General features: G+C 70.7%; 27 protein-coding genes. 12 read left to right on the top strand and 15 right to left on the bottom strand.

The genetic code is table 11. The features are described from left to right. Positions 1-119: 119 nt before the first annotated feature. Together ACSHV8_RS48075 and ACSHV8_RS48080 are read right to left on the bottom strand one after the other, a co-directional pair. Positions 120-266: a hypothetical protein gene (locus tag ACSHV8_RS48075; protein ID WP_436527173.1), complete on the bottom strand. Its 147-nt coding sequence runs from the start codon at positions 264-266 to the stop codon at positions 120-122. A gap of 21 nt (positions 267-287) precedes the next feature. Next, complete coding sequence (locus tag ACSHV8_RS48080; RefSeq protein WP_436527174.1) at positions 288-734, bottom strand: GNAT family N-acetyltransferase; 447 nt, start codon at positions 732-734, stop codon at positions 288-290. An 83-nt stretch (positions 735-817) separates the two neighbouring features. Between ACSHV8_RS48080 and ACSHV8_RS48085 the strand changes: the two genes are divergently transcribed. The 4 genes from ACSHV8_RS48085 to ACSHV8_RS48100 all read left to right on the top strand — a co-directional run bounded on the left by ACSHV8_RS48085 (position 818) and on the right by ACSHV8_RS48100 (position 3160). Beyond that, positions 818-1072 (top strand): isoamylase early set domain-containing protein, encoded by a 255-nt coding sequence (locus ACSHV8_RS48085; RefSeq protein ID WP_436527175.1) that lies wholly within the window; start codon positions 818-820, stop codon positions 1070-1072. 69 nt (positions 1073-1141) lie between these two features. Then, a complete protein-coding gene (gene wrbA / locus ACSHV8_RS48090) occupies positions 1142-1747 on the top strand; it encodes an NAD(P)H:quinone oxidoreductase (RefSeq protein ID WP_436527176.1) in 606 nt (201 codons plus the stop codon). A 41-nt stretch (positions 1748-1788) separates the two neighbouring features. Then, positions 1789-2586, top strand: coding sequence for a thymidylate synthase (locus ACSHV8_RS48095; protein ID WP_436527177.1), 798 nt, complete (start codon positions 1789-1791; stop codon positions 2584-2586). Between the two features lie 91 nt (positions 2587-2677). Beyond that, complete coding sequence (locus ACSHV8_RS48100; RefSeq protein ID WP_436527178.1) at positions 2678-3160, top strand: dihydrofolate reductase; 483 nt, start codon at positions 2678-2680, stop codon at positions 3158-3160. On the opposite strand, the gene msrB is transcribed toward ACSHV8_RS48100, so the two are convergent. Next, on the bottom strand, positions 3138-3542 hold the full coding sequence (gene msrB / locus ACSHV8_RS48105) for a peptide-methionine (R)-S-oxide reductase MsrB (protein WP_436527179.1): 405 nt from the start codon (positions 3540-3542) through the stop codon (positions 3138-3140). The two genes, ACSHV8_RS48100 and msrB, sit on opposite strands and share 23 nt — an antisense overlap. A gap of 63 nt (positions 3543-3605) precedes the next feature. On the opposite strand from msrB, the gene ACSHV8_RS48110 reads away from it, so the two are divergent. The 3 genes from ACSHV8_RS48110 to ligD all read left to right on the top strand — a co-directional run bounded on the left by ACSHV8_RS48110 (position 3606) and on the right by ligD (position 5968). After that, on the top strand, positions 3606-4091 hold the full coding sequence (locus ACSHV8_RS48110; protein WP_436527180.1) for a hypothetical protein: 486 nt from the start codon (positions 3606-3608) through the stop codon (positions 4089-4091). Between the two features lie 100 nt (positions 4092-4191). Further along, on the top strand, positions 4192-4722 hold the full coding sequence (locus tag ACSHV8_RS48115; protein WP_436527181.1) for a hypothetical protein: 531 nt from the start codon (positions 4192-4194) through the stop codon (positions 4720-4722). A 214-nt stretch (positions 4723-4936) separates the two neighbouring features. After that, a complete protein-coding gene (ligD, locus tag ACSHV8_RS48120; protein ID WP_436527182.1) occupies positions 4937-5968 on the top strand; it encodes a non-homologous end-joining DNA ligase in 1032 nt (343 codons plus the stop codon). Between the two features lie 253 nt (positions 5969-6221). Here ligD and ACSHV8_RS48125 read toward each other — a convergent pair whose 3' ends face one another. The 3 genes from ACSHV8_RS48125 to ACSHV8_RS48135 form a co-directional block, all read right to left on the bottom strand. After that, the gene (locus ACSHV8_RS48125) at positions 6222-6677 is read right to left on the bottom strand and encodes an N-acetyltransferase family protein (RefSeq protein WP_436527183.1); all 456 of its coding nucleotides are present in this window, start codon (positions 6675-6677) and stop codon (positions 6222-6224) included. A 40-nt stretch (positions 6678-6717) separates the two neighbouring features. Next, positions 6718-8241, bottom strand: coding sequence for an alpha/beta hydrolase (locus ACSHV8_RS48130; protein ID WP_436537308.1), 1524 nt, complete (start codon positions 8239-8241; stop codon positions 6718-6720). Between the two features lie 116 nt (positions 8242-8357). Next, on the bottom strand, positions 8358-9425 hold the full coding sequence (locus ACSHV8_RS48135; RefSeq protein ID WP_436527184.1) for an ATP-dependent DNA ligase: 1068 nt from the start codon (positions 9423-9425) through the stop codon (positions 8358-8360). A gap of 76 nt (positions 9426-9501) precedes the next feature. On the opposite strand from ACSHV8_RS48135, the gene ACSHV8_RS48140 reads away from it, so the two are divergent. Both ACSHV8_RS48140 and ACSHV8_RS48145 read left to right on the top strand, forming a co-directional pair. Then, positions 9502-10377 carry a MerR family transcriptional regulator gene (locus tag ACSHV8_RS48140; protein ID WP_436527185.1) on the top strand — a complete coding sequence of 292 codons (876 nt, stop codon included), beginning with the start codon at positions 9502-9504 and terminating at the stop codon, positions 10375-10377. Positions 10378-10385: 8 nt separating this feature from the next. After that, positions 10386-11255, top strand: coding sequence for a transglutaminase-like domain-containing protein (locus ACSHV8_RS48145; RefSeq protein WP_436527186.1), 870 nt, complete (start codon positions 10386-10388; stop codon positions 11253-11255). A 183-nt stretch (positions 11256-11438) separates the two neighbouring features. Here ACSHV8_RS48145 and ACSHV8_RS48150 read toward each other — a convergent pair whose 3' ends face one another. The 3 genes from ACSHV8_RS48150 to ACSHV8_RS48160 form a co-directional block, all read right to left on the bottom strand. Next, entirely contained in the window at positions 11439-11807 is a 369-nt protein-coding gene (locus tag ACSHV8_RS48150) for a DUF3037 domain-containing protein (protein ID WP_436527187.1), read from the bottom strand. Further along, the gene (locus ACSHV8_RS48155; RefSeq protein ID WP_436527188.1) at positions 11804-12526 is read right to left on the bottom strand and encodes a HipA family kinase; all 723 of its coding nucleotides are present in this window, start codon (positions 12524-12526) and stop codon (positions 11804-11806) included. Before ACSHV8_RS48155 ends, ACSHV8_RS48150 begins: the two co-directional genes overlap by 4 nt. Before the next feature lie 350 nt (positions 12527-12876). Continuing rightward, positions 12877-13431 (bottom strand): hypothetical protein, encoded by a 555-nt coding sequence (locus tag ACSHV8_RS48160; protein ID WP_436527189.1) that lies wholly within the window; start codon positions 13429-13431, stop codon positions 12877-12879. Positions 13432-13618: 187 nt separating this feature from the next. On the opposite strand from ACSHV8_RS48160, the gene ACSHV8_RS48165 reads away from it, so the two are divergent. Together ACSHV8_RS48165 and ACSHV8_RS48170 are read left to right on the top strand one after the other, a co-directional pair. Further along, positions 13619-14683 (top strand): methyltransferase family protein, encoded by a 1065-nt coding sequence (locus ACSHV8_RS48165; protein WP_436527190.1) that lies wholly within the window; start codon positions 13619-13621, stop codon positions 14681-14683. Between the two features lie 99 nt (positions 14684-14782). Next, complete coding sequence (locus ACSHV8_RS48170) at positions 14783-15412, top strand: TetR family transcriptional regulator (protein ID WP_436527191.1); 630 nt, start codon at positions 14783-14785, stop codon at positions 15410-15412. A gap of 6 nt (positions 15413-15418) precedes the next feature. On the opposite strand, the gene ACSHV8_RS48175 is transcribed toward ACSHV8_RS48170, so the two are convergent. After that, positions 15419-16885, bottom strand: a complete 1467-nt coding sequence (locus ACSHV8_RS48175; protein ID WP_436527192.1) for a deoxyguanosinetriphosphate triphosphohydrolase family protein — start codon at positions 16883-16885, stop codon at positions 15419-15421. A gap of 10 nt (positions 16886-16895) precedes the next feature. Further along, a complete protein-coding gene (locus ACSHV8_RS48180) occupies positions 16896-17414 on the bottom strand; it encodes a hypothetical protein (protein WP_436537310.1) in 519 nt (172 codons plus the stop codon). 148 nt (positions 17415-17562) lie between these two features. Between ACSHV8_RS48180 and ACSHV8_RS48185 the strand changes: the two genes are divergently transcribed. After that, positions 17563-18663, top strand: coding sequence for an MBL fold metallo-hydrolase (locus ACSHV8_RS48185; protein WP_436527193.1), 1101 nt, complete (start codon positions 17563-17565; stop codon positions 18661-18663). A gap of 1084 nt (positions 18664-19747) precedes the next feature. Here ACSHV8_RS48185 and ACSHV8_RS48190 read toward each other — a convergent pair. From ACSHV8_RS48190 to ACSHV8_RS48205, 4 genes are all read right to left on the bottom strand, one after another. Continuing rightward, complete coding sequence (locus ACSHV8_RS48190; protein ID WP_436527194.1) at positions 19748-20923, bottom strand: HEAT repeat domain-containing protein; 1176 nt, start codon at positions 20921-20923, stop codon at positions 19748-19750. Between the two features lie 97 nt (positions 20924-21020). Continuing rightward, complete coding sequence (locus tag ACSHV8_RS48195; RefSeq protein WP_436527195.1) at positions 21021-21239, bottom strand: hypothetical protein; 219 nt, start codon at positions 21237-21239, stop codon at positions 21021-21023. Positions 21240-21363: 124 nt separating this feature from the next. Next, positions 21364-22272: a diacylglycerol/lipid kinase family protein gene (locus tag ACSHV8_RS48200; protein WP_436527196.1), complete on the bottom strand. Its 909-nt coding sequence runs from the start codon at positions 22270-22272 to the stop codon at positions 21364-21366. A 27-nt stretch (positions 22273-22299) separates the two neighbouring features. After that, positions 22300-23199, bottom strand: a complete 900-nt coding sequence (locus ACSHV8_RS48205) for a DNA-3-methyladenine glycosylase family protein (protein ID WP_436527197.1) — start codon at positions 23197-23199, stop codon at positions 22300-22302. Positions 23200-23291 lie beyond the last annotated feature (92 nt).

Genomic DNA, 23291 nt, shown 5'->3' on the forward strand with positions numbered 1-23291 from the left:
TGTCCCCGGTCCGCCGTGGTCCGGATCGTCGCTCCCGCGGGGACCCTTCCGAGCCTCGCAGGCCGCTGGCGCGGCCAGAACGCGAGGCCCGGAAGGGCGACGTGGTCGGGTGGTTGCGGTCAGAGCAGAAAACCGGTCATCGGCCGCGCCGACGAGCACATGCCCCGCCCGCGAGGCGCTGCCACCGGCGGCCCGGCCGCGCCCTCGGTCCCCGGCTGGTTCTCCAGGGGTGCCGGCCGGGCCTCGCGCGGCGGGCGCGGGCTCATGGCCGTACCGAATCGGGGGTTTCAGGGTTTTCGGGCCATGGGGGTGTGGGGGATGCCGTCCTCGACGAACTCCGGGCCGGACGGCTCGAAACCGTACTTCGCGTAGAAGCTCACCAGGTAGGACTGGGCGTCCAGGACGGCCGGACGAGAACCGATGATCTCCAGCGCGTGATCCATCAGGCGGCCGGCCAGGCCGGCGCCGCGGGCCGACTTCGCGGTGACCACGCGGCCGATCCGTTCGACCCCATGGTCGTCGAGAATCCGCAGATAGGCCCGAACTTCCCGATCATGGGAGAACCATAGGTGTCGGGTACCGGGTTCGGTGTCGCGACCGTCCAGGTCGGGGTAGGGGCATTCCTGCTCCACCACGAACACGTCGCTGCGCAGACGAAGGATGTCGTACAGCGTCGCGGCGGGAAGGTCACGGAACGAGGCCGCGCGGAACTCGTCGTCGTGTACGGGGTGCATCGGCACAGCGTAGAGCGGCGCGTCGTCACTCCGTCGCCGGTACCGCTGTTGTAGTGATGAGGCTACGGCCGGTGGAGGACGCCATGATCAAACGCAGCAAACTGTTCGGCAACAAGACGCGGGTGACCTTCACCCTGCCGGCCGAAGAGCCGTCCGGAGTGGTGAGCGTGGTGGGCACCTTCAACGACTGGCAGCCGGGGAAACACGAGCTGCAGGTGCGGCGCAACGGCACCCGGACCGTGAGCGTCCCGCTCGACCCGGGCGAGTACCGGTTCCGCTACCTGGCCACCGGCGGCGTCTGGTTCGACGACCCCGAGGGCAGCGAACTCCGCCTATAAACGATTCGGCCGACCCGTCGAGACGATTTGCTGGAGTCCGGCAAGTGCATCCTCGACGAAGGGCACATCGTGGCAGACGTCAAGCTGGCGATCATCTACTACTCGGCGACCGGCACCGTGCACGCGATGGCGCGCCGGCTGAGCGAGGCCGCCGAGAAGACGGGCGCCGAGGTGCGCCTGCGCCAGGTCGCCGAACTGGCCCCGCCCGAGGCGATCGCCTCGAACGCGGCGTGGAGCCAGCACTTCGACACCACCAAGGACGAGCCGCGGGCGACCGCGGACGACGTGGTCTGGGCGGACGCCGTGCTGTTCGGCACGCCCACCCGCTACGGCAACGTGACCAGCCAGCTCAAGCAGTTCATCGACACGCTCGGCCCGCAGTGGGCGCAGGGGCAGCTGGCCAACAAGGCGTACGCCGGGTTCACCGCGTCGATGACCGAGCACGGCGGTCAGGAGTCGACGCTGCTGGCGCTCTACAACACGATCTACCACTTCGGCGGGGTGGTGGTGGCGCCCGGCTACACGGATCCGCTCAAGTTCTCCGACGGCAACCCCTACGGTGTATCGCACGTCACCGGGGGCACCAACGACGCGCCGTTGACCGACGTCCAGTACGCGGCGCTCGATCACCTGGCCCGGCGAATCGTCTCGATCGGCGGCAAACTGCGCGGCTAGGCGGTCCTTGATCACGGCGGGCGAGGCGTTACCGTTTCGCCATGGCCGTCGACACGCAATACGAGGACCTGCTGCGGCGGGTGCTGGAGACCGGGACGCCGAAGAGCGACCGCACCGGAACCGGCACCCGCAGTCTCTTCGGTGAGCGCCTGCGCTACGACCTGTCGGAAGGGTTTCCGCTGGTCACGACGAAGCGGGTGCACTTCAAGTCGATCGCGGTGGAGCTGTTGTGGTTCCTGCGCGGCGAGACGAACACGCAGTGGCTGCGGGACCAGGGTGTGACGATCTGGGACGAGTGGGCCTCGCCGACGGGGGAGCTGGGCCCGGTCTACGGCTATCAATGGCGGTCCTGGCCGACGCCGGACGGTTCCGTCGATCAGATTTCCGAAATCTTGGACACTCTCCGGAAAAATCCGGACTCGCGCCGCATGATCGTCTCGGCCTGGAACGTGGGACAACTCGGTGAGATGGCCCTCATGCCGTGCCACGCGATGTTCCAGTTCTACGTGGCCGACGGCAAGCTGTCCTGCCAGCTCTACCAGCGCAGCGCCGACCTGTTCCTCGGCGTGCCGTTCAACATCGCGTCGTACGCGCTGCTCACCCGCATGATCGCCGACCAGGTCGGCCTGATCCCGGGCGACTTCATCTGGGTCGGCGGCGACTGCCACATCTACGACAACCACGTCGAGCAGGTGACCGAGCAGCTGAGCCGGGAGGCGTTCGCGTTCCCGACTCTGGAGATCGCCGCGCGGCCGAGCCTCTTCGACTACGAGTTCGCCGACTTCCAGGTCGTCGACTACAAGCACCACCCGGCGATCAAGGCGCCCGTCGCGGTATGAGCGGCGACACCGGGGGCGGTCGAAGCGGTCGAAGCGGTCGAAGCGGTCGAAGGGGTCGAAGCGGTCGTAGCGGCCGGGCCGAGGGGCGGGCGTGAGCGTGCACCTGATCTGGGCCGAGGCCCGTCGCCGGGTGATCGGCGCCGGGGGGAGCATCCCCTGGCGGGTCCCCGGCGAGCAGGCGATCTTCAAGGAGCGGACGGCCGGCGCGACGATCGTGATGGGCCGGGCCACCTGGGACTCCCTGCCGCGGCGGCCGCTGCCCGGGCGGCGCAACGTGGTGCTCACCCGGGACGCTTCGTGGCGGGCGGACGGGGCTGAGGCCGTACCAAATCCGGATCTGATCGTCGAAGACGATTTCTGGGTCATCGGGGGAGCGGCGATCTACGCAGCGTTCCTGCCGGTTGCGGACCACATCGTGCGTACGACGATCGATCTCGACGTGGAGGGCGACACCTACGCCCCGGAGCTGGGCCCGGAGTGGGCGGTGACCGCCTCCACCGGGTGGATCACCGCACCGAACGGGGTCCGGTACGTGGTGGAGGACCTGATCGCTACTTCGGGTCGAGCCGGATAGACAGGCTGTTCACGCAGTGCCGCGTGTTCTTGTCGGTGAAGCCCTCGCCGCGGAACACGTGGCCCAGGTGCCCGTCGCAGCGCGCGCACCGGATCTCGACCCGCGTCATCCCGTGGCTGCGGTCCTCGATCTCCTTGATCGCGCCCGGGATGGCGTCGTCGAAAGAGGGCCATCCGCAGTGTGAGTCGAACTTCGTGGTGCTCGGGTAGAGCTCGGCGCCGCAGCCGCGGCAGTGATACGTGCCCTCGGTCTTGGTGTCCACATACTCCCCGGTCCAGGCGGGCTCGGTGCCGGCCTGACGGAGCACCCGGAACTCGGCCGGGTCGAGCCGGACCCGCCACTCGTCCTCGGTGGTGGGCAGGGTGGTCTCTTCGATTGCCATGCCCTCAAAGGTACGTCGCACCCGGGGTGCGCCGCCGCTCGCGGGCGGGCCGTTGAGCCGTCTATGGAAGCTGCATCCCCGACGTTCCGGCCGACCTTCCAGCAGGCATTCGGCCACGGCCTCTATCTCGGTGCGCTGAGCGCCGTGGCGAGTGTCACCACGGGGGTGATCGCGACCATGGTCTGGCCCGGGCCGGCGAGTCCGCCCGCCTGGTCGTGGGCGGTGCTGGTGCTGGCGCCGCTGATGCTCGGGGTGGCGCTCGGGATCATGTCCGGGCGGCGCACCGGGGTCGAGGTGGGCAGCCGCGAGATCCGTACGTCGTCGCTGCTCGGCGAGGGTGAGGTGCCCTGGAACCGGGTGGTCGACCTGCGGGCCGAGCGCCGGGGGCGCCGCAACGTGGTCTCGGTCTACCTGGACTCGGGTGCCAGCGTGCAGCTCACCGCCCCGTACAGCGGGGGTCTGTTCGCGGCCGACCCCCAGTTCGAGCTCAAGGTGTTTGCTTTGTCGCATTTGTGGCGGAGTCACCGTTTCGGTGGTCTTCCGGGCTGAAGACACGCGGCGGGATGTTTTCGGGTAAAACGGGCAATTCCTGCTAAGCTCCCGTGCGACCATGCAATCGTACCTAACAGCAACAGAACGGATACTCCTCATGAGCTTTGTTCGTCGGCTGGCCCTGGGTCTCCCCGTGGCCGGCGTCACCGCCTTTGCCGCGCTCACCATCGCGTCGCCGGCCCTCGCGGCCGCCGACGCCGCCCAGGCCGCACACCCGGTCGTGGCGGCCAGCCCGGACCGGGGCAACACCGGATACGGCAACGGCGAGCTGCCGTCGCCGCCCACCACCCCGCCGACCACGGGGGTCGTGACGACCACCCCGCCGCCGGCCGTCACGCCGTCGGCGTCGGTGAGCCCGGACACCACCGGTGCCACTCGCGGGCACCCGGGCTACAGCGCCTCCATCAGCGCCGGCCCGAGCGGTGGGGCGCAGTCCGTCCCCGGCAACGGTGTGAACCACGAGACCGTGCCGTCGCCGAGCGAGTCGGTCAGCAGCACGCCTCAGGTCAGCTCCGGCTCGCTGCCGCTGACCGGTGGACCGGTCGGGGCGACCGTCGGGGTCGGCGCGGTTCTGGTGGCTGCGGGCGCGGGTGCGCTCTGGTACACGCGTCGCCGCAAGACCGCCTGATCTGAGCCTATGTCCGATTTGTGAAGGTCACCCGGTTATGTCGGGTGGCCTTCACCTTTTTATGGGCTCTGTCGTCTTTGCGGTCTCTGTCGTCGCAGCCCGCTCTTGTCATGGCTTGTTCGTGGTGGCGCGGGGGCGAGGGCAGGCCTGCTGCGGCGCGGGGTCGAGGACATGGTGAAGGCTGCCGCGCTCGTTGTGGCATAGGGTCGGAGGCATGCCGAAAGCCGCCGCGGAAGAGCACGACATCGCCGGCCACACCGTGCGCCTGAGCAGCCCCGACAAGATCGTTTTCGCCGAGCGTGGCTACACCAAGCGGGACGTCTTCGAGTTCTACCTCGCGGTCGGCGACGGCATCCTGCGCGCCCTGCGGGACCGGCCCACCACGCTGCAACGCTTCCCCGACGGCCTGGACGGCGAGGCGTTCTTCCAGAAGCGCATCCCCACCCGCGGTGTCCCCGATTGGATCACCACGGCAAAGATCAAATTCCCTTCGATGCGTACGGCGGATGAGCTGTGCGTCGCCGACCTGGCGCACGTCGCGTGGGCCGCCCAGATGGGCACCGTGGTGTTCCACCCGTGGCCGGTCCGCGGGGCCGCCCCCGACAACCCGGACGAACTGCGCATCGACCTCGACCCGCAGCCCGGCCTGACCTTCCGCGACGTGACCGCCGCGGCCGGCGTCGTGCACGAGGTCCTCGACGAACTGGGCTGGGTCGGCTACCCGAAGACGTCCGGCGGGCGCGGCGTGCACGTGTACATGCGGATCGCCCCGCAATGGGACTTCGTGCAGGTCCGGCGGGCCGCGATCGCCCTGGCCCGCGAGGTGGAACGGCGCAACCCGGCCGGGATCACCACAGCCTGGTGGAAAGAGGAACGCGGGCAGAAGGTGTTCCTCGACTTCAACCAGATGGCCCGGGACCGGACCATCGCCTGCGCCTACTCGTTGCGGGCCAACCAGCGGGCGACCGTGTCCACCCCGGTCACCTGGGACGAACTGTCCCAGGTCGAACCGGACGACTTCGACCTGCGGACCGTGCCCGTGCGGATCGCGAAGATCGGCGATCCGCACGCCGGGATCGACGACGTGGCCCATGACCTGACGCCGCTGCTGGAATGGGTGGAACGTGACGAGAAGGCGGGGGTGGGCGACATGCCGTACCCGCCGGACCACCCGAAGATGCCGGGCGAGCCGCCGCGGGTCCAGCCCAGCAAGAAGAACCACGCCAACTGGACCACCGACTCCTAGCCCACCCGCGCCGTGGCCGTCCCACCCGCGCCCCGCGTCGCGACGGCGTCACGGTTTGGCGCCGCCGCGCGGTCGGGCGGGGCGCCACGGCCGACCCGGCGAGGCCGCCGCACCCGTCGCGCGCCACTTCCCCGGGCAGTCGTCACCGCAGCGTTTGCCGGGGGTATTCCGTGGGCGCCGCCGTCGCGCGTGCCGCTGCTTGCCTTCGGGGGCGCTCACCCGCCGTACGCGCAAAGCGGTTTTGATCTTGGTTTCAGAGGGTGAGTTTCATGCCCACGTGGGAGGCGGTGAAGCCGAGCCGCTCGTAGAAGCGGTGCGCCGCGGTGCGCTGGTTGTCCGAGGTGAGTTGGACCATCCGGCAGCCTCGGGCGCGGGCGCGCTCGATCGTCCAGCGCATCATCTCCGCGCCGAGTCCGTTGCCGCGCAGGCCGGAGTGGATGCGGACGGCCTCGATCTGCATCCGCCACGAACCGCCGCGGCTCAGCCCGGGCAGGTAGGTGAGCTGGCAGGTCCCGACCACGACCCCGTCCTGGACGGCCACGATCAGCTCGTTGTTCGGGTCGTCGGTGATCGCCGTGAACGCGTCCTGGATCGCCGGCGCGACCTCGTCCGGAACGTCACCGAACCCGCGCTGATGCGAGATCGCGTCGTCGGCGAGCAGCGCCAGCACGGCGGGGACATCTTCACGTTCGGCGATCCGGAATTCCATGATCATCATTCTGTCAGCCGCGCCGGGCGCATCGTGCTGACTACTTGGCCGGGCAGCGCAACCCCTCCTTCGGCACGGTCAGATCGATCAGGTAACCATCGACCGCCTTGACGATGCAGTCCGTCGAGGGGTAGGCCGTGTGGCCCTCGCCCTCCCAGGTCAGCACGTGCCCGGTGCCCAGCATGGTGGCCAGGTGGGCGGTGTTCTCGTAGGGCGTGGCCGGGTCCCCGGTCGTCCCGACGACGACGATCGGCGGCGCGCCGTTCGCCTTGCCGGCCGGATACGGATCCCGCTTGCCCGGCCAGTACGTGCACGGCAGCATCCCCATGGCCAGCGGCGCCCCGAAGATCGGATATTTCGCCCGCCACTCGGACTGCAGCTTGCGGACCTGCTCGGCGGTCGGCGCGTCCTCGGTGTCGGCGCAGTTCACCGCCAGGTTGGCGTCGAACAGGTTGGAGTAGGTGCCGTTGGTCTTGCGCTCCGCGTACTGATCGGCCAGGTCCATGATCCCCTTGGCGTCCCCGTCGGCCAGGTCGGCGATCGCCTCGGCCAGCGAGGTCCAGCCGGTCTCGGTATAGAGCGACGAGATCAGCCCGACGAAGATCCAGCCGGCGGTGACCTGGCGCCCGTCCTTGTATTTCATCGGGGACTTCTCGGCCTTGGCCAGCGCGTCGGTCACCGCGCCGCGCGGGTCGGCCGAGATCGGGCACTTCGCCGCATTCGCCTTGCACCAGGTGGTGAAGTTGCCGAACGCCCGCTCGAAGCCCTTGGCCTGCGTCTCCGAGCCCTGGATGTAATCCTCGGTCGGGTCGACCGCGCCGTCGAGCACCAGGGCGCGAATGTTCTGCGGGAACAGCTGGGCGTAGGTCGCCCCGAGCAGCGTGCCGTAGGAGAAGCCCAGGTAGGTCAGCTTGCTGTCGCCCACCGCGGCGCGCAGCGCGTCCATGTCCCGCGCGGCCTGCTCGGTGGCGAACTTGGGCAGCTGGTCGCCGTATTTCTGGCCGCAGCCCGCGGCGATCTTCTTGTTCAGCGCCGCGACCTCGTCGAACTCGGCCTGGCTGACCGGGTCGGGGTCGGCGCCGAAGCTGGCGTCCTGATCGCTGTCGCTGATGCACTTGACCGGGCTGGACCGGCTCACCCCGCGCGGGTCGAAGCCGACCAGGTCGAACCGGTCGGTGATCTCGGTCGGCAGACCGCCCAGCTGCGGGCCGAACGACAGGTAGACGGCCAGGTCGATGCCGGAACCGCCGGGACCGCCCGGGTTCAGCATCAGCGAGCCGATCCGCTGCTTCTGCGTGCGGGACCGGATGCGGATCATCGCGATGTCGTAGGTCTCGCCGTTGTCCGGCTGGGCCCAGTCGCGCGGCACCGACACGGTGGCGCAGTCGTAGCTCATCCCGGCGGCGCCCCGGCCGACCAGCTTCTCGGGCACGTCGTCGCAGGGTGACCACTGGGCGGCCGCGCCCGGCGTGGAGCCGGTGGTCGGCCGGCTGCCGGTCGCACCGGCCGGCTCGTCCGTGCCCTCCGGGGCGAACGCGGGCAGGGTGCAACCCCCGAGGGTCATGACCAGCGTGGCCAGCAGAGCAATGACCGAACGCGATCGACGGGGCACGGCGCGACCTTTCGACGAGCGTTTTGCGGAGCGCGCCCTAGGCTAGCCGGTGGGTCCGACAGCCGCGGTCAGCGGCTGGTGAGCACCTCGGCCAGATCGAAGCTCACCGGGCGCTCCAACTGGTCGTAGGTGCAGGTCCGGGGCTCGCGATCGGGACGCCAGCGCTCGAACTGGGCGGTGTGCCGGAAGCGGATGCCCTCCATGTAGTCGTAGCGGACCTCGACCACGCGCTCCGGGCGCAGCGGGATGAACGACAGGTCCTTGCCGTTGTTCCAGCGGCTCACCTCGTTCTTGCGCGGGGTGCGTTCGCCCTGCTGGTGGGCGGCCCAGTTCCACGGATGGTCCTCGAACTCGGTGACCAGCGGCTGCATCTCCTCGAACAGCTCCTCGCGCACCTTCATCGGGAACGAGCCGATCACGCCGACCGAGACCAGCACGTCCCGCTCGTCGTAGAGGCCGAGCAGCAGCGATCCGATCCGGTTCTCGCCCGACTTGTGCACCCGGTAGCCGGCGACCACGCAGTCCGCCGTGCGCTTGTGCTTGATCTTGAACATCACCCGTTTGTCGGGCTGATAGGTGAGATCACGCCCCTTGGCGATCAACCCGTCCAGCCCGGCGCCCTCGAACTGCTCGAACCACCGTTGCGCGGTGGTCATGTCATCGGTGGCCGGGGTGACGTACACCGGAGGTTCGGCCTTGGCCAGCGCCTGCCGCAGCCGTTCCCGCCGGGTCTCGAAGGGCAGCTCGGTGAGATCCTCGTCGCCGAGCGCGAGCAGGTCGAAGGCCACGAAACCGGCCGGCGTCTGCTCGGAGAGCAGCTTGACCCGGCTCGCGGCCGGATGGATGCGCTGCTGCAGGGCCTCGAAGTCGAGCGTGTTGCGCCCGGTGTCGGCGACGATCACCTCGCCGTCGATCACCGCCCGCTCCGGGAAATTGGCCAGCACGGCCCGCACGACCTCGGGAAAGTAGCGGGTCATCGGCTTCTCGTTGCGGCTGCCGATCTCCACCTCGTCACCGTCCCGGAAGATGATCGAGCGGAACCCGTCCCATTTGGGCTCGTAGATCTGCCCCGGTGGGATCTCGGCGACGGGCTTGGCGAGCATCGGCTTGACCGGATGGTGGATCGGCAGCTGCATCCGCTCAGTGTGCCGGGAAAATTGTCTCGGGGAAGCCCTTTACTCGGCCCCTGGGGCAGACCCCACGATCGATCGCATGAGCGAGCCTTGGTCGTCCACCGGTTCCCCGTCCGCTTCCCCATCGGCCGATTCCACCGATTCGCTGTCCACTGCCGAGTTCGGCCGCCTCGCCGGGCTGTCGATCAAGGCCCTCCGGCTCTACGACGCGTCCGGCCTGCTGCCACCCGCTGCGGTCGACGAGCTCAGCGGCTATCGGCGGTACCGGCCGGAGCAACTGGAGCCGGCCCGGCGGGTCAGCCTGCTGCGCCGGCTCGGTGTGCCGCTCGCGGTGATCCACGAGATGCTGGCGCTGCGCGACGCCGAGGTGGTGACCCGCCTCGACCGCTGGTGGGCGGGGGAGGACGCGGCCATGGAGGCCCGCCGGTCGACCTACTACTGGTTACGCACCAGTCTTGCCCACGGCGACGACCCCGAAAGAATTTATTCGGTACGGACGGAGCACCGCGCCGAACGCAAGGTCGCCACCATCCGGGTCGAGGTCGATCAGCAGTCCCTGGTGCCGGCGATCGGCACCGCCCAGTGGACGATCCGGGCGCACCTCGACGAGCAGGGCGCCGTGCACGGCCCGGAGCACTGGGTGATCTACCACGGCCTGGTCACGCCCGACGCCGAGGCGACCGTCGAGGTCTGCGTGCCGTTCTCCGGGACGGTCGAGCCGGCTCGGGACATCGCGCTCCGGCTGGAGCCCGGCCGGCTCGTGGCGTTCGCGACGGTGCTGCGCGACGACTGCTTCTACCCGCGGATAACGGCCGCCTACGAGGCCGTGCAGCGACACATCACCACCGGCGGGCTGGTCGCGGCCGGCCCGCCCCGGGAGATCTATCTCAACCACTGGGAGCGACTGACCGGCGAGGACCCGTTCGCCCTGGTCGCCCAACCGATCGAGGAGTGACGACAACGATGGACTGGACACGACAGACCCGATTCTCCGACCCCGGCCGCCACCACGACCGGCTCGCGGCGCTGCCCGCCGACGTGGCCGCGATCAGCGCGGCCGTGCGCAACCTGACCGTGCACTATCGAGCCTCCGGCATCGACTTCCCGCCGGAGCGTCTCGCCGAGATCGACACCCGCTGGGTGAGCCGCATGCTCGACCTGGACCAGGAACGTTTCGCCGGCGCGCCCCTGGACACCCCGCGCCCCGAGGCGGAACAACTCGTCGGCTGCTGCCGGGACGAGACCCTGCTGACGGTCTCGGCCCTGCGGGCGCACGGCATTCCGGCCCGCAGCCGGGTCGGCTTCGCCGGCTACCTGGCGCCGGATTACCACGTCGACCACGTGATCGCCGAATATCACGACGGCACCCGCTGGATCGGCACGGACTCCGGCGTCGGCCTGCCCGAGGTCGCGCTGAACCCGGCCGGTCTGCACACCGCGGCCCAGAGCTGGGTGGCCATGCGCCGCGGCGAGATCGACCCCTCGACGTACGGGGTGGGTCCGGGCCAGGAGATCAGCGGCCCGTGGATGCTCCTGCAGTACCTGTTGCTGGAACTGGCCCACCGCATGGGCGACGAGGTGCTGCTCTGGGACATCTTCGGGCAGGGCATCCCGTTCGCGGATCGCGAGTGGTCCGAGCTCCCGGCCGACCTGCCCGCGGACCTGAGCCTCCAGGACGAGATCGCCGACCTGCTGCTGGCGGCCGACGCGGGGGACGAGGCCGCCGAGCGGAAGCTGGAGGCCCGATACCGGGAGGACGACCGACTGCATCCGGGGGCGACGGTCCGGTGCGTGTCGCCCCGGGGCGCCCGCTACGACGTATCCCTCACGTAGCCACAACCTCGTTCCGAGCCGAGCCGAGCCGGGCCGGGCCGGGCTGGGCCGAGCCGGGCTGGGCCGGGCTGGGCTGGGCTGGGCCGGGCTGGGCCGGGCTGGGCCGGGCTGGGCCGGGCTGGGCCGGGCCGGGCCGGGCCGGGCCGGGCCGCTTGGTGGGTCGGGTTGGGGCTTTCGGGTGGGTTAGCGGACGAGGAGGTCGACGAGGCGGGAGAGTTCGGCGGCGGGGTCTTCGGCCAGGCCCATGTGGACCGGGCCGGCGCGGAGGATGGTGCTGCGGGGGGCCACCAGCCAGCGGAAGCGTTCGCCGAGTTTCATGCCGGCCGAGGCGCCGCCGCCGGTGCAGGTGGTCTCCCACGAGCCCAGCGCGGCGCGGACCGCGGTCACGTCGGCGGCCGGGTCCAGGCAGAGGAGGCGGGGCTCGTCCAGGTGGGTGTGCGCGGCCAGGAAATCCCGGCGGTGACAGTAGAGGAGGACTCCGACGTTGATCAGTTCACCGCGTTCGATCCGGGGGACGGCCTGGATGACGGCGTACTCGTAAGGGATTCTCATGGCAGCCACGCCTCCGGCTGCGCGGCCCGGCGCACGAGATGGTCGAGGTAGGCGCTGCGGTCGCCGTCGTCCAGCCAGTCCTGCGGGACCAGCTCGATCACTTCGGTAAGCAGTTCCGGCGTGATCCGGGCGGCGAGGGCCGGGCCCTCCACGGGCAGCTGGGTGGCGTAGGGCTTGAGCACGTGGTCGTCCCACTTGTAGGGCCGGTGCACGACGCTCTCGGCCCGGGCCCAGTTGTGGTGGAAGTACAGGGTGGCGCCGTGGTCGATCAACCAGAGGCCGCCGTGCCAGATCAGCAGGTTCGGGTTGCGCCAGCTGCGGTCCACGTTCTCGACGAACGCGTCGAAGGCGAGGATCCGGCTGGCCAGTCCGGCCTCGACCGGGTGCGCGTTCGGGTCGTAGCCGAGCGCGCCCGGCAGGAAGTCCATCCCCAGGTTGCCGCCGGCGCTGGCCTTGATCAGCTCCTGGACCTCCTCGTCGGGTTCGGCCCGGGCGACGACCGGGTCCAGCTCCACCCGGGTCAGCTCCGGCATCGGCAGTTCGAGCCGCCGCGCCAGCTCGCCGGAGATCACCTCGGCGACCAGGGCTTTCGGGCCCTGCCCGGCGCCGCGGAACTTCACCACATACGTCCCGAGGTCGTCGGCCTCGACGACGCCGGGCAGCGAGCCACCCTCTCTGAGAGGGGTGACATAACGAATGGCGGTGACCTCGCGCAGCACCCGATCACCCTAGCGGTGCCCTGCCCCGGCGGTTACCGAGTATTCGCCCGGCCGCTCTCGCCCGGGCTCTCACCGTGGAACCGGTCCGCGGCGCGCGGACGGTGGGCGCGGCATGGGTGTCGGGTGGTTACCGGCGGGGGCGATGTTTGCGGTGCGGGTGCTGGGGCTCACCGCGGGGGTGGTTGTTTGCGGTGCGGGTGCTGGGGCTCACCGCGGGAGTGGTTGCTTGCGGTTGGGGCGCTGGGGGCCACCGGGTGGAGGTAGCTTGCGGCGGGGTGCGGGTCGGGTCGTCCGCTGCCAGGGTGGTGGGGCCTGGCAGCGGACGGTGTCGGGGTTGCTCGGCGCCGGGGTTACTGGGTGTTGGGGCCCTGGCGACGGAGCTCGTCGACCTTGGTCATGGCTGAGCGGAGGTCGGACAGCCAGTCCTCGGTGTGCTGGCCGACCAGGCGGACGCACCAGGCCAGGGCGTCCGAGCGGGAGCGGGCCACACCGGCGTCGACCAGGGTGTCCAGGACCTGGCGTTCGGGCTGGCGCAGGCGGGTCATGACCGGGGCGGCGAGGTGGGTGTAGAGCTCCGACGTGTCGCCGCAGCGGGCGCCCCAGGCGACCTTGCGCTGGTAGCGGTGCTCGACCTGGCGGGCGACCCGGATCCGGTCGTCGCGGGTGTTCTCCCGGAACTGGGTGACGCGTCCGCCCTGGGCGGCGGCCCGGTCGGCGTCGGTGGCGTCGGCGGCCAGGTCCGGCTCGGGCAGGCGGCCCCAGATGATGATCTCGTCGCGGTCGACGACGACCTCGGGCGGCTCGACGAACCAGCCGTCCGGCACCGCACCGGTCACCCAGGCGGCGGCGTCGTCAGCGGGTGGTGGTTCGGTGCGTGCCCCGGGCGGGGTGGGACGAAAACGCATGACGACCTCCTCGGTCATTGCAGTGATTACATGCTTACACCGCAATCACGTAAGCCGCCAACAAAGCGGGTGAGCCGTTTCGCGAAAGACTTGAGCGGTTGCTCAAATCCGTCTAGCCTCAGTTTTGAGCGGTCGCTCAAACGGGGGGTGACCGCTCAGGAAACGAGCGAGACGGGGTGAGATGCGGATGGCGATGGATCGGATCGTCGCAACGTCGCTGGTATCGGTGATCGCGCACGGGGCGAGCGTTCTTCTGCTCCTCGCCCCGATCCTGCTCGGCGCCGGCCGCGGCCGACGGGAGCGGGCGGGCGCGTTCCTCGCGTTCCTGGTCGCCGTGCTCGGTGTCGCGGTTCTGCACGAGCTGGCCGGGATCGCCGGGTGGTATGGATTCGCCCCGGGCGGACTCGACTACCGGGGCATGCCGGTCGACCTCTGGCTGGCCTGGGCCGCCCTCTGGGGTCCACTCCCGGTCCTGCTCAGCCGCCACCTGCCAATCTCGGGCCCGGGCCGCCGCCATCAGCCGCACCCGGGCCTGCCTCGCCGAGAGCTGCCCCTCCCGGTCCTGCTCAGCCGTCAACTGTCGGTGCCGGTCACGCTGGCCGGGCTGTTCGGGATCGACCTGGTGGCCATGCCCGCGCTGGATCCGCTGGTGCGGCTCGGCCCGCACTGGCTGCACGGCGAACTTCTCGGCCTGGCGCTGGTCGCCCTCCCGGCCCAGTTGCTCGGCCGCTGGACCGCGACCGGCCGTCACCTGTACGGCCGGGCGACGCTCCAGGCGATCGTGTTCACCGGGCTGTTTCTGTGGCTGGTGCCGATGGTGGCGTTCACCGTCGGCAACGGCGGCTGGCCCGACCCCGCCCGGGCCGTCGTGTTCCTGCCGATCGCGGCGCTGCTGGGGCTGCCGACGGTGGCCGCGGTCCGGGAGTTCGCGGTGCGCGGTGGCGGCACCCCGTTCCCGTGTGATCCGCCGGTGCGGTTGGTGACGACCGGGCCGTACGCCTGTGTCGCCAATCCCATGCAGGTCAGCATGGTCGCCGAGCTGGGCCTGCTGGCCCTGGTCGCGCACAGTCCGGCGCTGGGCGTGGCCATGGTGGGGGCGGTGCTCTTCTCGATCGTCGTCGCCGCTCGGCAGGAGCGGTGTGACCTGGGGAGGCGGCACGGGGCGGCGTGGCTGGACTATCGGCGGGAGGTTCGCTCCTGGGTGCCCCGCTCACGTCCGTACGCGCAAATCGTCTTTGATCTTCAACGGTGAAACCGGTGAAGCCGGTGGATACTCCGCCCGGGATGTGGCGGGCGGGGCGTCCGCGTTCGATCATGTGGGACTGGGCCGCGCCCGAATCGGAGGACTACGGTGAGTGACACCAAGCAGCGCCTGCTCGACGGCGCGCTGGCCGCTGTGCGTGAGCACGGCGTGACCGGCGCGTCGGCCCGGACCATCGCCGCCGCCGCCGGGGCCAACCAGGCTCTGGTCTTCTACCACTTCGGGTCGGTCGACGAGCTGCTCGGCGCGGCCTGCCGGCAGGCGACCGAGCAGCGGGTGGCGTTCTACGCGGACCGGTTCGCCGCCGTCACCTCGCTCCGCGATCTGCTGCAGGTGGGGCGGGACCTGCACGCGACCGAGCTGGCCGAGGGCAACGTGTCGGTGCTGGCGCAGACGCTGGCGGCCGCGCAGAGCAACGAGCGGCTGGCCGAGTCGATCCGGGCGACGCTCCAGCTCTGGACCGACGAGATCGAGAAGGTGCTGCGCCGGGTGCTCGCCGGGTCGCCGATCGCCGAGGTGGCGGACGTGCCGGGGCTGGCCGGGGCGATCTCGTCGGCGTTCGTAGGGCTGGAGCTTTTCGAGGGGATCGACGCCGAGGGCGGGCAGCGGGCCCTGGAGGCGATCGATCAGCTCGCGGTGCTGGTGGAGGTGATGGACGAGCTGGGCCCGCTGGCGACGCGGGTCCTGCGCTCCCGCCTCAAGAAAGCCGGGAAGAAGTAGCGAGGCTCACAGCACGAACGTATCGGTCCACAACTGCCGCGACCGCCCCGACAGCGCGTCCATCAGCCCCACGGCCTGACTGTCCGTCAACCCCGCCACGAAGTCGATCACCGCGCGCCCGCGGGCCCGCCCGATCCGCTCCGGCGTACCCTCCGGAAGCTCCGCCTCGGCCAGTTCCACCAGGTCACGCAGTCGCCGCGGCAGCCGATCCTCCTCGTCCGGGTCGGTCAGCCAGGCCAGCAACGCCTCCACCAGCGTGGCCAGCAGTCGCCCCTGACCGCGCTGGTGCAGGGCCAGATCCGGCCGGGCCAGCACGAACGTGTTCTGCACGAACTTGAGGATCTGCACCTCGTGCCACTGCGCCACGGCCAGCTGCGCGTGCCCGCTGCGGATGGCCGCCTGCTCGGTCAGCTCCACCGAGTCGACCAGCCGGCGCGTCCAGGTCGCCGAGAACGCCGCGACCCGGGCCTCGGACTGCACCGACCCGTCGAACGGCTGGGCCAGCAACCCGTCCACCAGCTCGGCCCGGACCAGCTCGACCGCATCGGCGAACGCGCCGTCGTCGGCGATCCAGCCCTCCTTGCGGTGCAGGCTGCGGCGCAGTGACTCGATCGCGCCGCCGGCCCGTTTCAGATCGGTCGACGCGCCCCAGCGTTGCCAGGCCATCAGCTCGGTGGCCACGGCGCCCTGCTGCAGCACGCCGACCCGGTGCACATCCTCAAGATCATGGATTGCGTACGCGATGTCGTCCGCCGTATCCATCACCGAGGCCTCGACGGTCTGCTGCCAGTCGGCGACGCGATCGGTGAACGGGGCGCGAGCCGCCCGTACATCATTGATCTCGGTCGAATAGGCACCGAACTTGGCCGATCCGCCGTCGGGATCCTCGGCGTGGGCCGCGGCGCCGCGCGGGGGCGGATCCATGAACCGCGGATGCGGCTCCGGATGCCCGTGGCGGGTCCACGGATATTTCAGGATCGCCGCCCGTACGGCATTGGTCAGGTTCAACCCGATCGTGGCCTGCCCGCGGATCTCGGTGCTGGTCACGATCCGATACGACTGGGCGTTGCCCTCGAACCCGTCGCGCAGCCCCAGCCGTTGCCGGGCCAGCCGGTCCAGCACCCGCTCGCCGAGGTGCCCGAACGGCGGGTGACCCAGATCATGTGCGAGCGCCGCCGCCTCGACCACATCCGGGTCGCAGCCGCCCAGCTTGTCGGCCAGGCCCGGGTCGCCGGCCTGGATGCGCTCGGCGATGGCCCGCGCCACCTGCGCGACCTTGAGACTGTGGGTGAGCCGGTTGTGCACCAGCAAGCCGGCCCCGCCGGGGCTGATCACCTGGGTGACCCCGGCGAGGCGGGCGAAGAAGGGTGAGCTCACGATCCGGTCCCGGTCGACCCGGAAGGGGCTGAAAGCAAGATCGCCGGGGGCTACCGTGCTGTCTCCGAAGAGGCGTTGAGCACGCGGATCGTCCATGCGGCGAAGGTTACCGGGACTGCAGGGCGTCCAGTCCGACGGCCATGGCCACGACCAGACGGCGGTCCAGGTTCGGCTCGTTGATGGTCACGTTGTAGGTGTCCCGCAGGCCCCACTTGCGTTCCACCGAGAACGCGACGCGGCCGTCGATCTCGAAGTCGAAGTGGTACGGCAACCAGGACAGGTAGTCGATGAAGCGGCGCAGCAGCGCCACGAAGAAGTTCCGCTCCTGGCCGACGATCTCGGGCCAGCCCGGCTGCTCGACCACCCAGGTGGACCGCAGCAGCGAGGCGCCGAACTTCTTGCGGAACAGGCCGATGCCGGTGCCGGCCGCGTCGAACACGTCGTAGGTGGCACCCAGGTCGATCACCTGACGGGCCTTGAAGCCCAGCACCGGGACCTGCTTGGTGTCATCGGTGTAGAGGGTGACCTGCTCCTTGAACGCCAGCCGCTTCTGCTGGGCGAAAGCCAGGACACCGGCTTCCTGCCCGTCCGGGCCGACCGCGTGCACCTCGTACTGATTCACCATCAAACGAATGCGCTGACGCACGATGAGCTGCGTCTGCTGCTGGAGAATATCGATCGTCACGGCGGCAGTGTGTCATACCGGTCACAAGCTGAGGGCGGCCTCAGGGAGGCGGTGGGCGCGGAGGGCCGGATCGGTTCAGACTGGACGCATGGCGAAGCGTGTTCGTACCCGTACAGTCGTTGCTCTGGCACTCGGCGCCGCGGCGGTCTGGGCCGCCCGCGACCTGCCCGCCCAGATGGGCGCCAAGGCGCGTGGCGCACGCCGCGCCCGGATGGAGTCGTCCCCGCAGTTCTCCGGCGGCAAGTTCCGCAACACCGTCCCGGCCACCGAGGTCGCCGCGGCCTCGATGCCCCGGCTGTTCGTCGCGGCGATGACCGACCGTGACACCCGCCGCCCGCACCTGCCGGTCCCGGTGGTCACCCCGGCCCCCGCGCCCGCAGACGGTCTGCACGTCACCTGGTACGGCCACTCGACCGCGATGGTCGAGATCGAAGGCCGCCGCGTGCTGCTCGACCCGGTCTGGAGCGAACGCTGCTCCCCGTCCCGGCTGACCGGCCCGCGCCGCCTGCACCAGCCGCCGGCCCCGCTGCGCGAACTGCCCCCGCTGGACGCGATCCTGATCTCCCACGACCACTACGACCACCTCGACATGGAGTCGATCCAGAACCTGGTCGACCTGCAGGCCGCCCCGTTCCTGGTCCCGCTCGGCGTCGGCGCCCACCTCGAACGCTGGGGCGTCCCCGAGACCCGCATCATCGAGCTCGACTGGAACGACAGCCACAAGATCGGCAACCTGGAGCTGATCGCCACCCCGGCTCGCCACTTCTCCGGCCGCGGCTTCAACCGCGACGAAACCCTCTGGGCCAGCTGGGTGATCAAGGGCCCCACGCGTCGCGCCTTCTACTCCGGCGACACCGGATACTTCCCCGGCTTCGCCGACATCGGCGCCGAACACGGTCCCTTCGACGTCACCCTGGTCCAGGTCGGCGCCTACGGCGACGCCTGGCCGGACATCCACATGATCCCGGAAGACGGCGTCTCGGTCCACGTCGACGTCCGCGGCGGCCTCATGATCCCGGTCCACTGGGCCACCTTCAACCTGGCCCTGCACGACTGGTCCGAACCCGCCGACCGCACCTGGAGCGAAGCCAAAGCCCGCGGCGTCCGCCTCGCCGTCCCCCGCCCCGGCGAACGCGTCGACGTCGACAACCCGCCCCCGGTCGACGGCTGGTGGCAACAGATCGCCTGACCCCACCACCCGCCGCAGCCGCCCGCCCGACCCCCACCGCCCCTCGGCGCCCTCCGGCCCACCGCGGCACCACGACCGAGCCCCGACTGCCTCGCCGCGGCACCACGACCGAGCCCCGACTGCCTCGCCGCGGCACCACGACCGAGCCCCGACTGCCTCGCCGCGGCACCACGACCGAGCCCCGGCCGGCTTGCCGTGGTAATAAGGCCGAGCGCCGGGTTCCGCGATCCCCGGGCTGATCTTCCGGTCAGCCCGGGCCCAAACCAAGATCAAATTCTTCATTGCCTCGGTCCGCCGTGGTCCAGATCGTCGCTCCCGCGGGGACCCTTCCGGGCCTCGCAGGGCGCTGGCGCGCCCAGAACGCGAGACCCTCCAGGGCGATCTGGTCGGTTGGTCGCGCTCAGAGCAAAAAACCCACCCACCCCCTCCAGCCCCAACCCCGAACCCGCGCGTGCCCCCACGCGAGCCCGCCCCCACTCCAGCCCCACCCGCTCCGCACGGTCACCAGCTGGCACTGAGGGCTGCCTCAACCCCACGAAGCAGCCCTCAGCACCAGCTCCTGCCGCTCGGCTGGCGTTGAGGGTTGCTTCGGCCCTTGCGGGGCAGCCGTCAGCGCCAGCTTGAGCCGCTCGGCTGGTGCTGAGGGTTGTCTCGCGGGGCTCGAAGCAGCCCTCAGCGCCAGCTGGAGGACTGGGCGGCGCGGGTGGGGCTGGAGTGGCGTGGGGCTGCGAGTCCGGCCTCGAGGGTGCGGGGTCCGTCAGGTGAAGGGGGTGGGGAGCGGGAGGCCGAAGCGTTTGCAGAGGAGGGGGACGTCGTGGCGGTCGGCGGCGCGGGGTGGGTAGCCGGTGTGCCACTGGACAGCCCAGGCCGGGGCTTCGCAGCGGACCGGGCGGCCGCTGATCTCGCCGCGGCCGGAGAGCGCGGCGGCGGGGAAGACAGAGCTGGTGGAGGCCGGGCTGGTGGAGGCCGAATCGGCTGGTGCCGAGCCAACGAGGGCTGGAACGCCGGTGGCAGTCGAGTCGGATGGGGTGGGGGCTGCGGTGGTGACGTGCCTGACCGCCATCGGTGCTCCTGTCGTGCGGTGTCAGAGGCGGGTGCCCGCGGCGGCCCGGACTTCCGGGGTTTCCAGGGGATCATCGTGGAGCCATCGGAGGGCGGATCGGGTTCGTTCGTCGAGATCCACGTGTTCCGCGGCGAATGTGCGGACGTCCGTCTCGGCGTCCCATAGGCCTTCGACGAGGAATTTTGTGGCCGCCGAGGGGTCCAGGGTGTGGATGGCGCGCAGGCAGGCGGCCCGCTCGTAGCTGTGCGGGCTGTACCAGGCGCGACGGATCCGGGGGAGCAGGTCGTGTCCGCCGAGGCGGGCGGCGCCGGCGGCCAGCCGGTAGTAGCCGCAGCGGTCGCCGCGGCGGGCGTCCAGCCAGTCCCATGCGGCGGTGAGCGCGGGCAGGTCGGTCTCGTCGCCGATCTCGGCCAGGATCAGCCAGGACTGCCATCGCATGGGCCCGTTCTCGGTGGCCGCCCAGGCCCGGGCGGTGGGGAGGGCCGCCGCCCCGAGCCGCAGGAAGGCGTCGATGACGGGTACGGCCAGTTCGTCGTGGCGCAGGTGTTCGGCGATCTCCAGGAGTTCCGGGTGAGCGCCGCGCCGGTTGAGCTCGCGCAGGGCCCGCCGCTGGGATGACGTGTCGCCGCCCGGCAGCGACGCCAGCAGGTCTTCGGTCGTGCGGTCGAGCGGCGGGCGCCGGCCCGGGCCGGGGCGAGGCCGGATCCGGGCGGCGATCGTCGGATCGGTCTCGGCCCACACGGTCCACGGCGGCCCGGGGAAGAGGCTGGTGGGTTCGGCGTCGAGCCGGTTCCGGGCGATCGGCCTCAGGTCGTCCCAGTGCGGGCGGGACCACTCACGGGCGATCGTCTCCAGGACGTCCGTGTACGCGGGCCCGTCCCGCACATACCGCCGCAGGCCGTCGACCGCGGCCGGGTCGTCGTCGCGGCCGAGCACGACCAGCACGTCGAGGATGTTGTCGAAGGCGTCGCCGCCGTCGAGGAGCACGTCCACGAGCGGGCCGATCGGCATCTCCAGTCCACGGACCAGCTTGGCCAGGTAGATCGCGCGGCTGTCGATCGACCGGAACCAGCGGTGGTCCCGGGTCAGGCAGGCCAGTACGTCCTCGGTGGCGTGCCGCGATCGGGCCTGCACGAACCCGCGCCCGAGCCCACGCTGCAACGCTCCGAGAGGAGTGTCGAAGCGCTCGTAGTGCACCGCGCGACGCTAACGGCGGGCGTGGGCGTCACGCGACGCATTTACCACGCCGTACGCGCGAATCGGCCGGAGCCTGGAGTCAAGCGACCGGAAGTGATCAGCGAGCCAGGTCGAACGCGGCGGCCGTCAGGCCGATCAGCAGGAGCAGCGCGCCGGCGGCTAATCGGGCGGTGTGACCCCAGGCCGTCCGGCGGTCCCGGCGCAGCGACCGCTTCGCGTTGTGCGCGTCCTGCCAGGCCGCTTGGGCGCGACCGACGCGGTAGGCCAGGAACGGCACGGTGCCGGCGGCCAGCAGGCTGCCGATGATCCTCGTCATGGTGGACCCCTTCGAGAGGCGGATGTGAAACGCCAGTCTGGGGTCAGCCGCCCGCCACAATCCAGTGGATTCATGGGCAAATACCGGCAAAAACGTGGCGGACGGCGATGAACCTCGCTGTCGCTTATCGGTCACTGGAATCGTCGGACCGAGCGGGCACGCAGACGCGCACCGCCGACGGCACGACCTTGGCCCGGAAGTGCTTGGTCCGGGTGCGGGCGCCGCCGTCGAGCTCGTACTCCAGCTTCGACTCCAGCGTGACCTCGATCTTCCGGGCCCTCGTGGTCCGCACGAACGGCGAGCTGTCGGACCGTTTCACCGCCATCGTGCCGAGCGCCCGGGCCCACTGCATGGCGCCCTGGGCGGTGGCCACGCCGACGTCGAGCCAGCCGTCGTCCGGCGACGCGTCGTCGAAGGCGTGGATGCCGCCGGTGATGGTGCCGACGTTGCCGATCAGCACGCAGCTGGCCGCGTCGTCGAACCAGGTCGTGCCGTCCACCTTGATCTTCGTGCGGGGCGCGTCGCCGCCGACGTGGCGAATGCCGGTCCAGACGTACGCGAGTTTGCCCAGCCGATCCTTCAGGTCACCGTCGGCGTCCTTGATCATCGCGCCGTCGAAGCCGACCCCGGCCATCACGGCGAAGTGCTCGCCGTTCAGTTTGCCCAGGTCGAGGCGGCGGTGCTCGCCCTCGAAGGCGATCTCGACGGCCTTCGGGAGGTCGGCCGGGATACCCAGGTTGGTGGCGAACAGGTTCCCGGTGCCGGCCGGCATGATCGCGACCGGGACGGACGAACCGGCGACCACGTCCAGGGTGCGCTGCACCATGCCGTCACCGCCCCAGACCACCAGCAGGTCGGGCTTCTCGCGGAGGGCCTTGCGCACCAGCTTGGGTGCTTTGCGGGACTTCGGTACCTCGTACCAGATCAGGTCTTTGATGTCGTGATCGGTGAGCAGCCGGCGCAGCTCGTCCAGGCCACCACCGAGGGTCTTGTTCTGATGGGCGACGACAGCGATCGTGCGGGGGGTTCGCATGTGGAGCCGTTACCCGAATCGGGCTCCTCAGAACCGGGCGAAGGACCGCACCGGCATCCGCGGGCCGTAGCGGGGCGCCATCAGGCCGCCCAGAGCGAGCAGGTCGCAGACCCGGCCGCGGTGACCGCGGAACGGTTCGAGCAGCTGCAGCATCCGCTCGTCGGTGCCGCGCGGCTCACCGGCCAGCGCGAAGGCCACCGTGTTGGGGATGTGGTAGTCGCCGACGCTCACCGCGTCCGGGTCACCGAAGGCGATCCGCACCACCTCGGCCGCGGTCCACGGCCCGATCCCGGGCAGCGCGGTCATCCGGGTGGTCGCCTCGGCGGCGTCGGCGCACTGTTCGAGCCGGTCGGCGACGGCGGCGGCGCGCAGCAGGGCCTGGGTGCGGCGCTGCTCGACGCCGAGCGGGTGGAACACCCAGTACGCACTGGCGGCGATCGCGGCCGGGTCGGGCGGCAGCATCAACTCGACCGGGCCGGGCGCGGGCTCACCGAAGTGCCGGCAGATCGCCCGGTACGACCGGTGCGCCTCCTTGCCGGTGACCTTCTGCTCCAGGATCGCCCGGAGGAGACGGGGGAAGACACGGCCGGTGTTCGGGATCCGTACGCCGGAAAAGGTTTTGGCCAGTTGAGCGACGACCGGATGACGCCGGGCCAGCTCGGGGAAGTCGCTCACGTCGTCGCGGAGACCGGCGATCGCGTCGGCCTGCTCGACGGCCCACCGCGCCCCGGGGCCGAAACCGGTGGCGACCAGCTCACGGTCCAGGCGAAGCGTCGCGGCGCCGTCCGGGGTGCGCATGGCCAGCCACAACGCGCCGTCGAGGATCGTTCCGCAGGGATCGTGCTTGGGGACCAGCAGCGGTCGCACCGAGGGGCCGAACTGATACCGCTCGGGGGGCGTCAGCCGGCGGGTCACCTCGGAAGTCACCGCTGAACTGTACTGCCGGACAAGCCGATGGCCCTGTCCCCGGTGCTGGGGGTCAGGGCCATCGGACGGTGATCGAACACCCGAGAAAGGCT

Source organism: Actinoplanes sp. HUAS TT8 (assembly GCF_051380535.1).
Classification (GTDB): domain Bacteria; phylum Actinomycetota; class Actinomycetes; order Mycobacteriales; family Micromonosporaceae; genus Actinoplanes.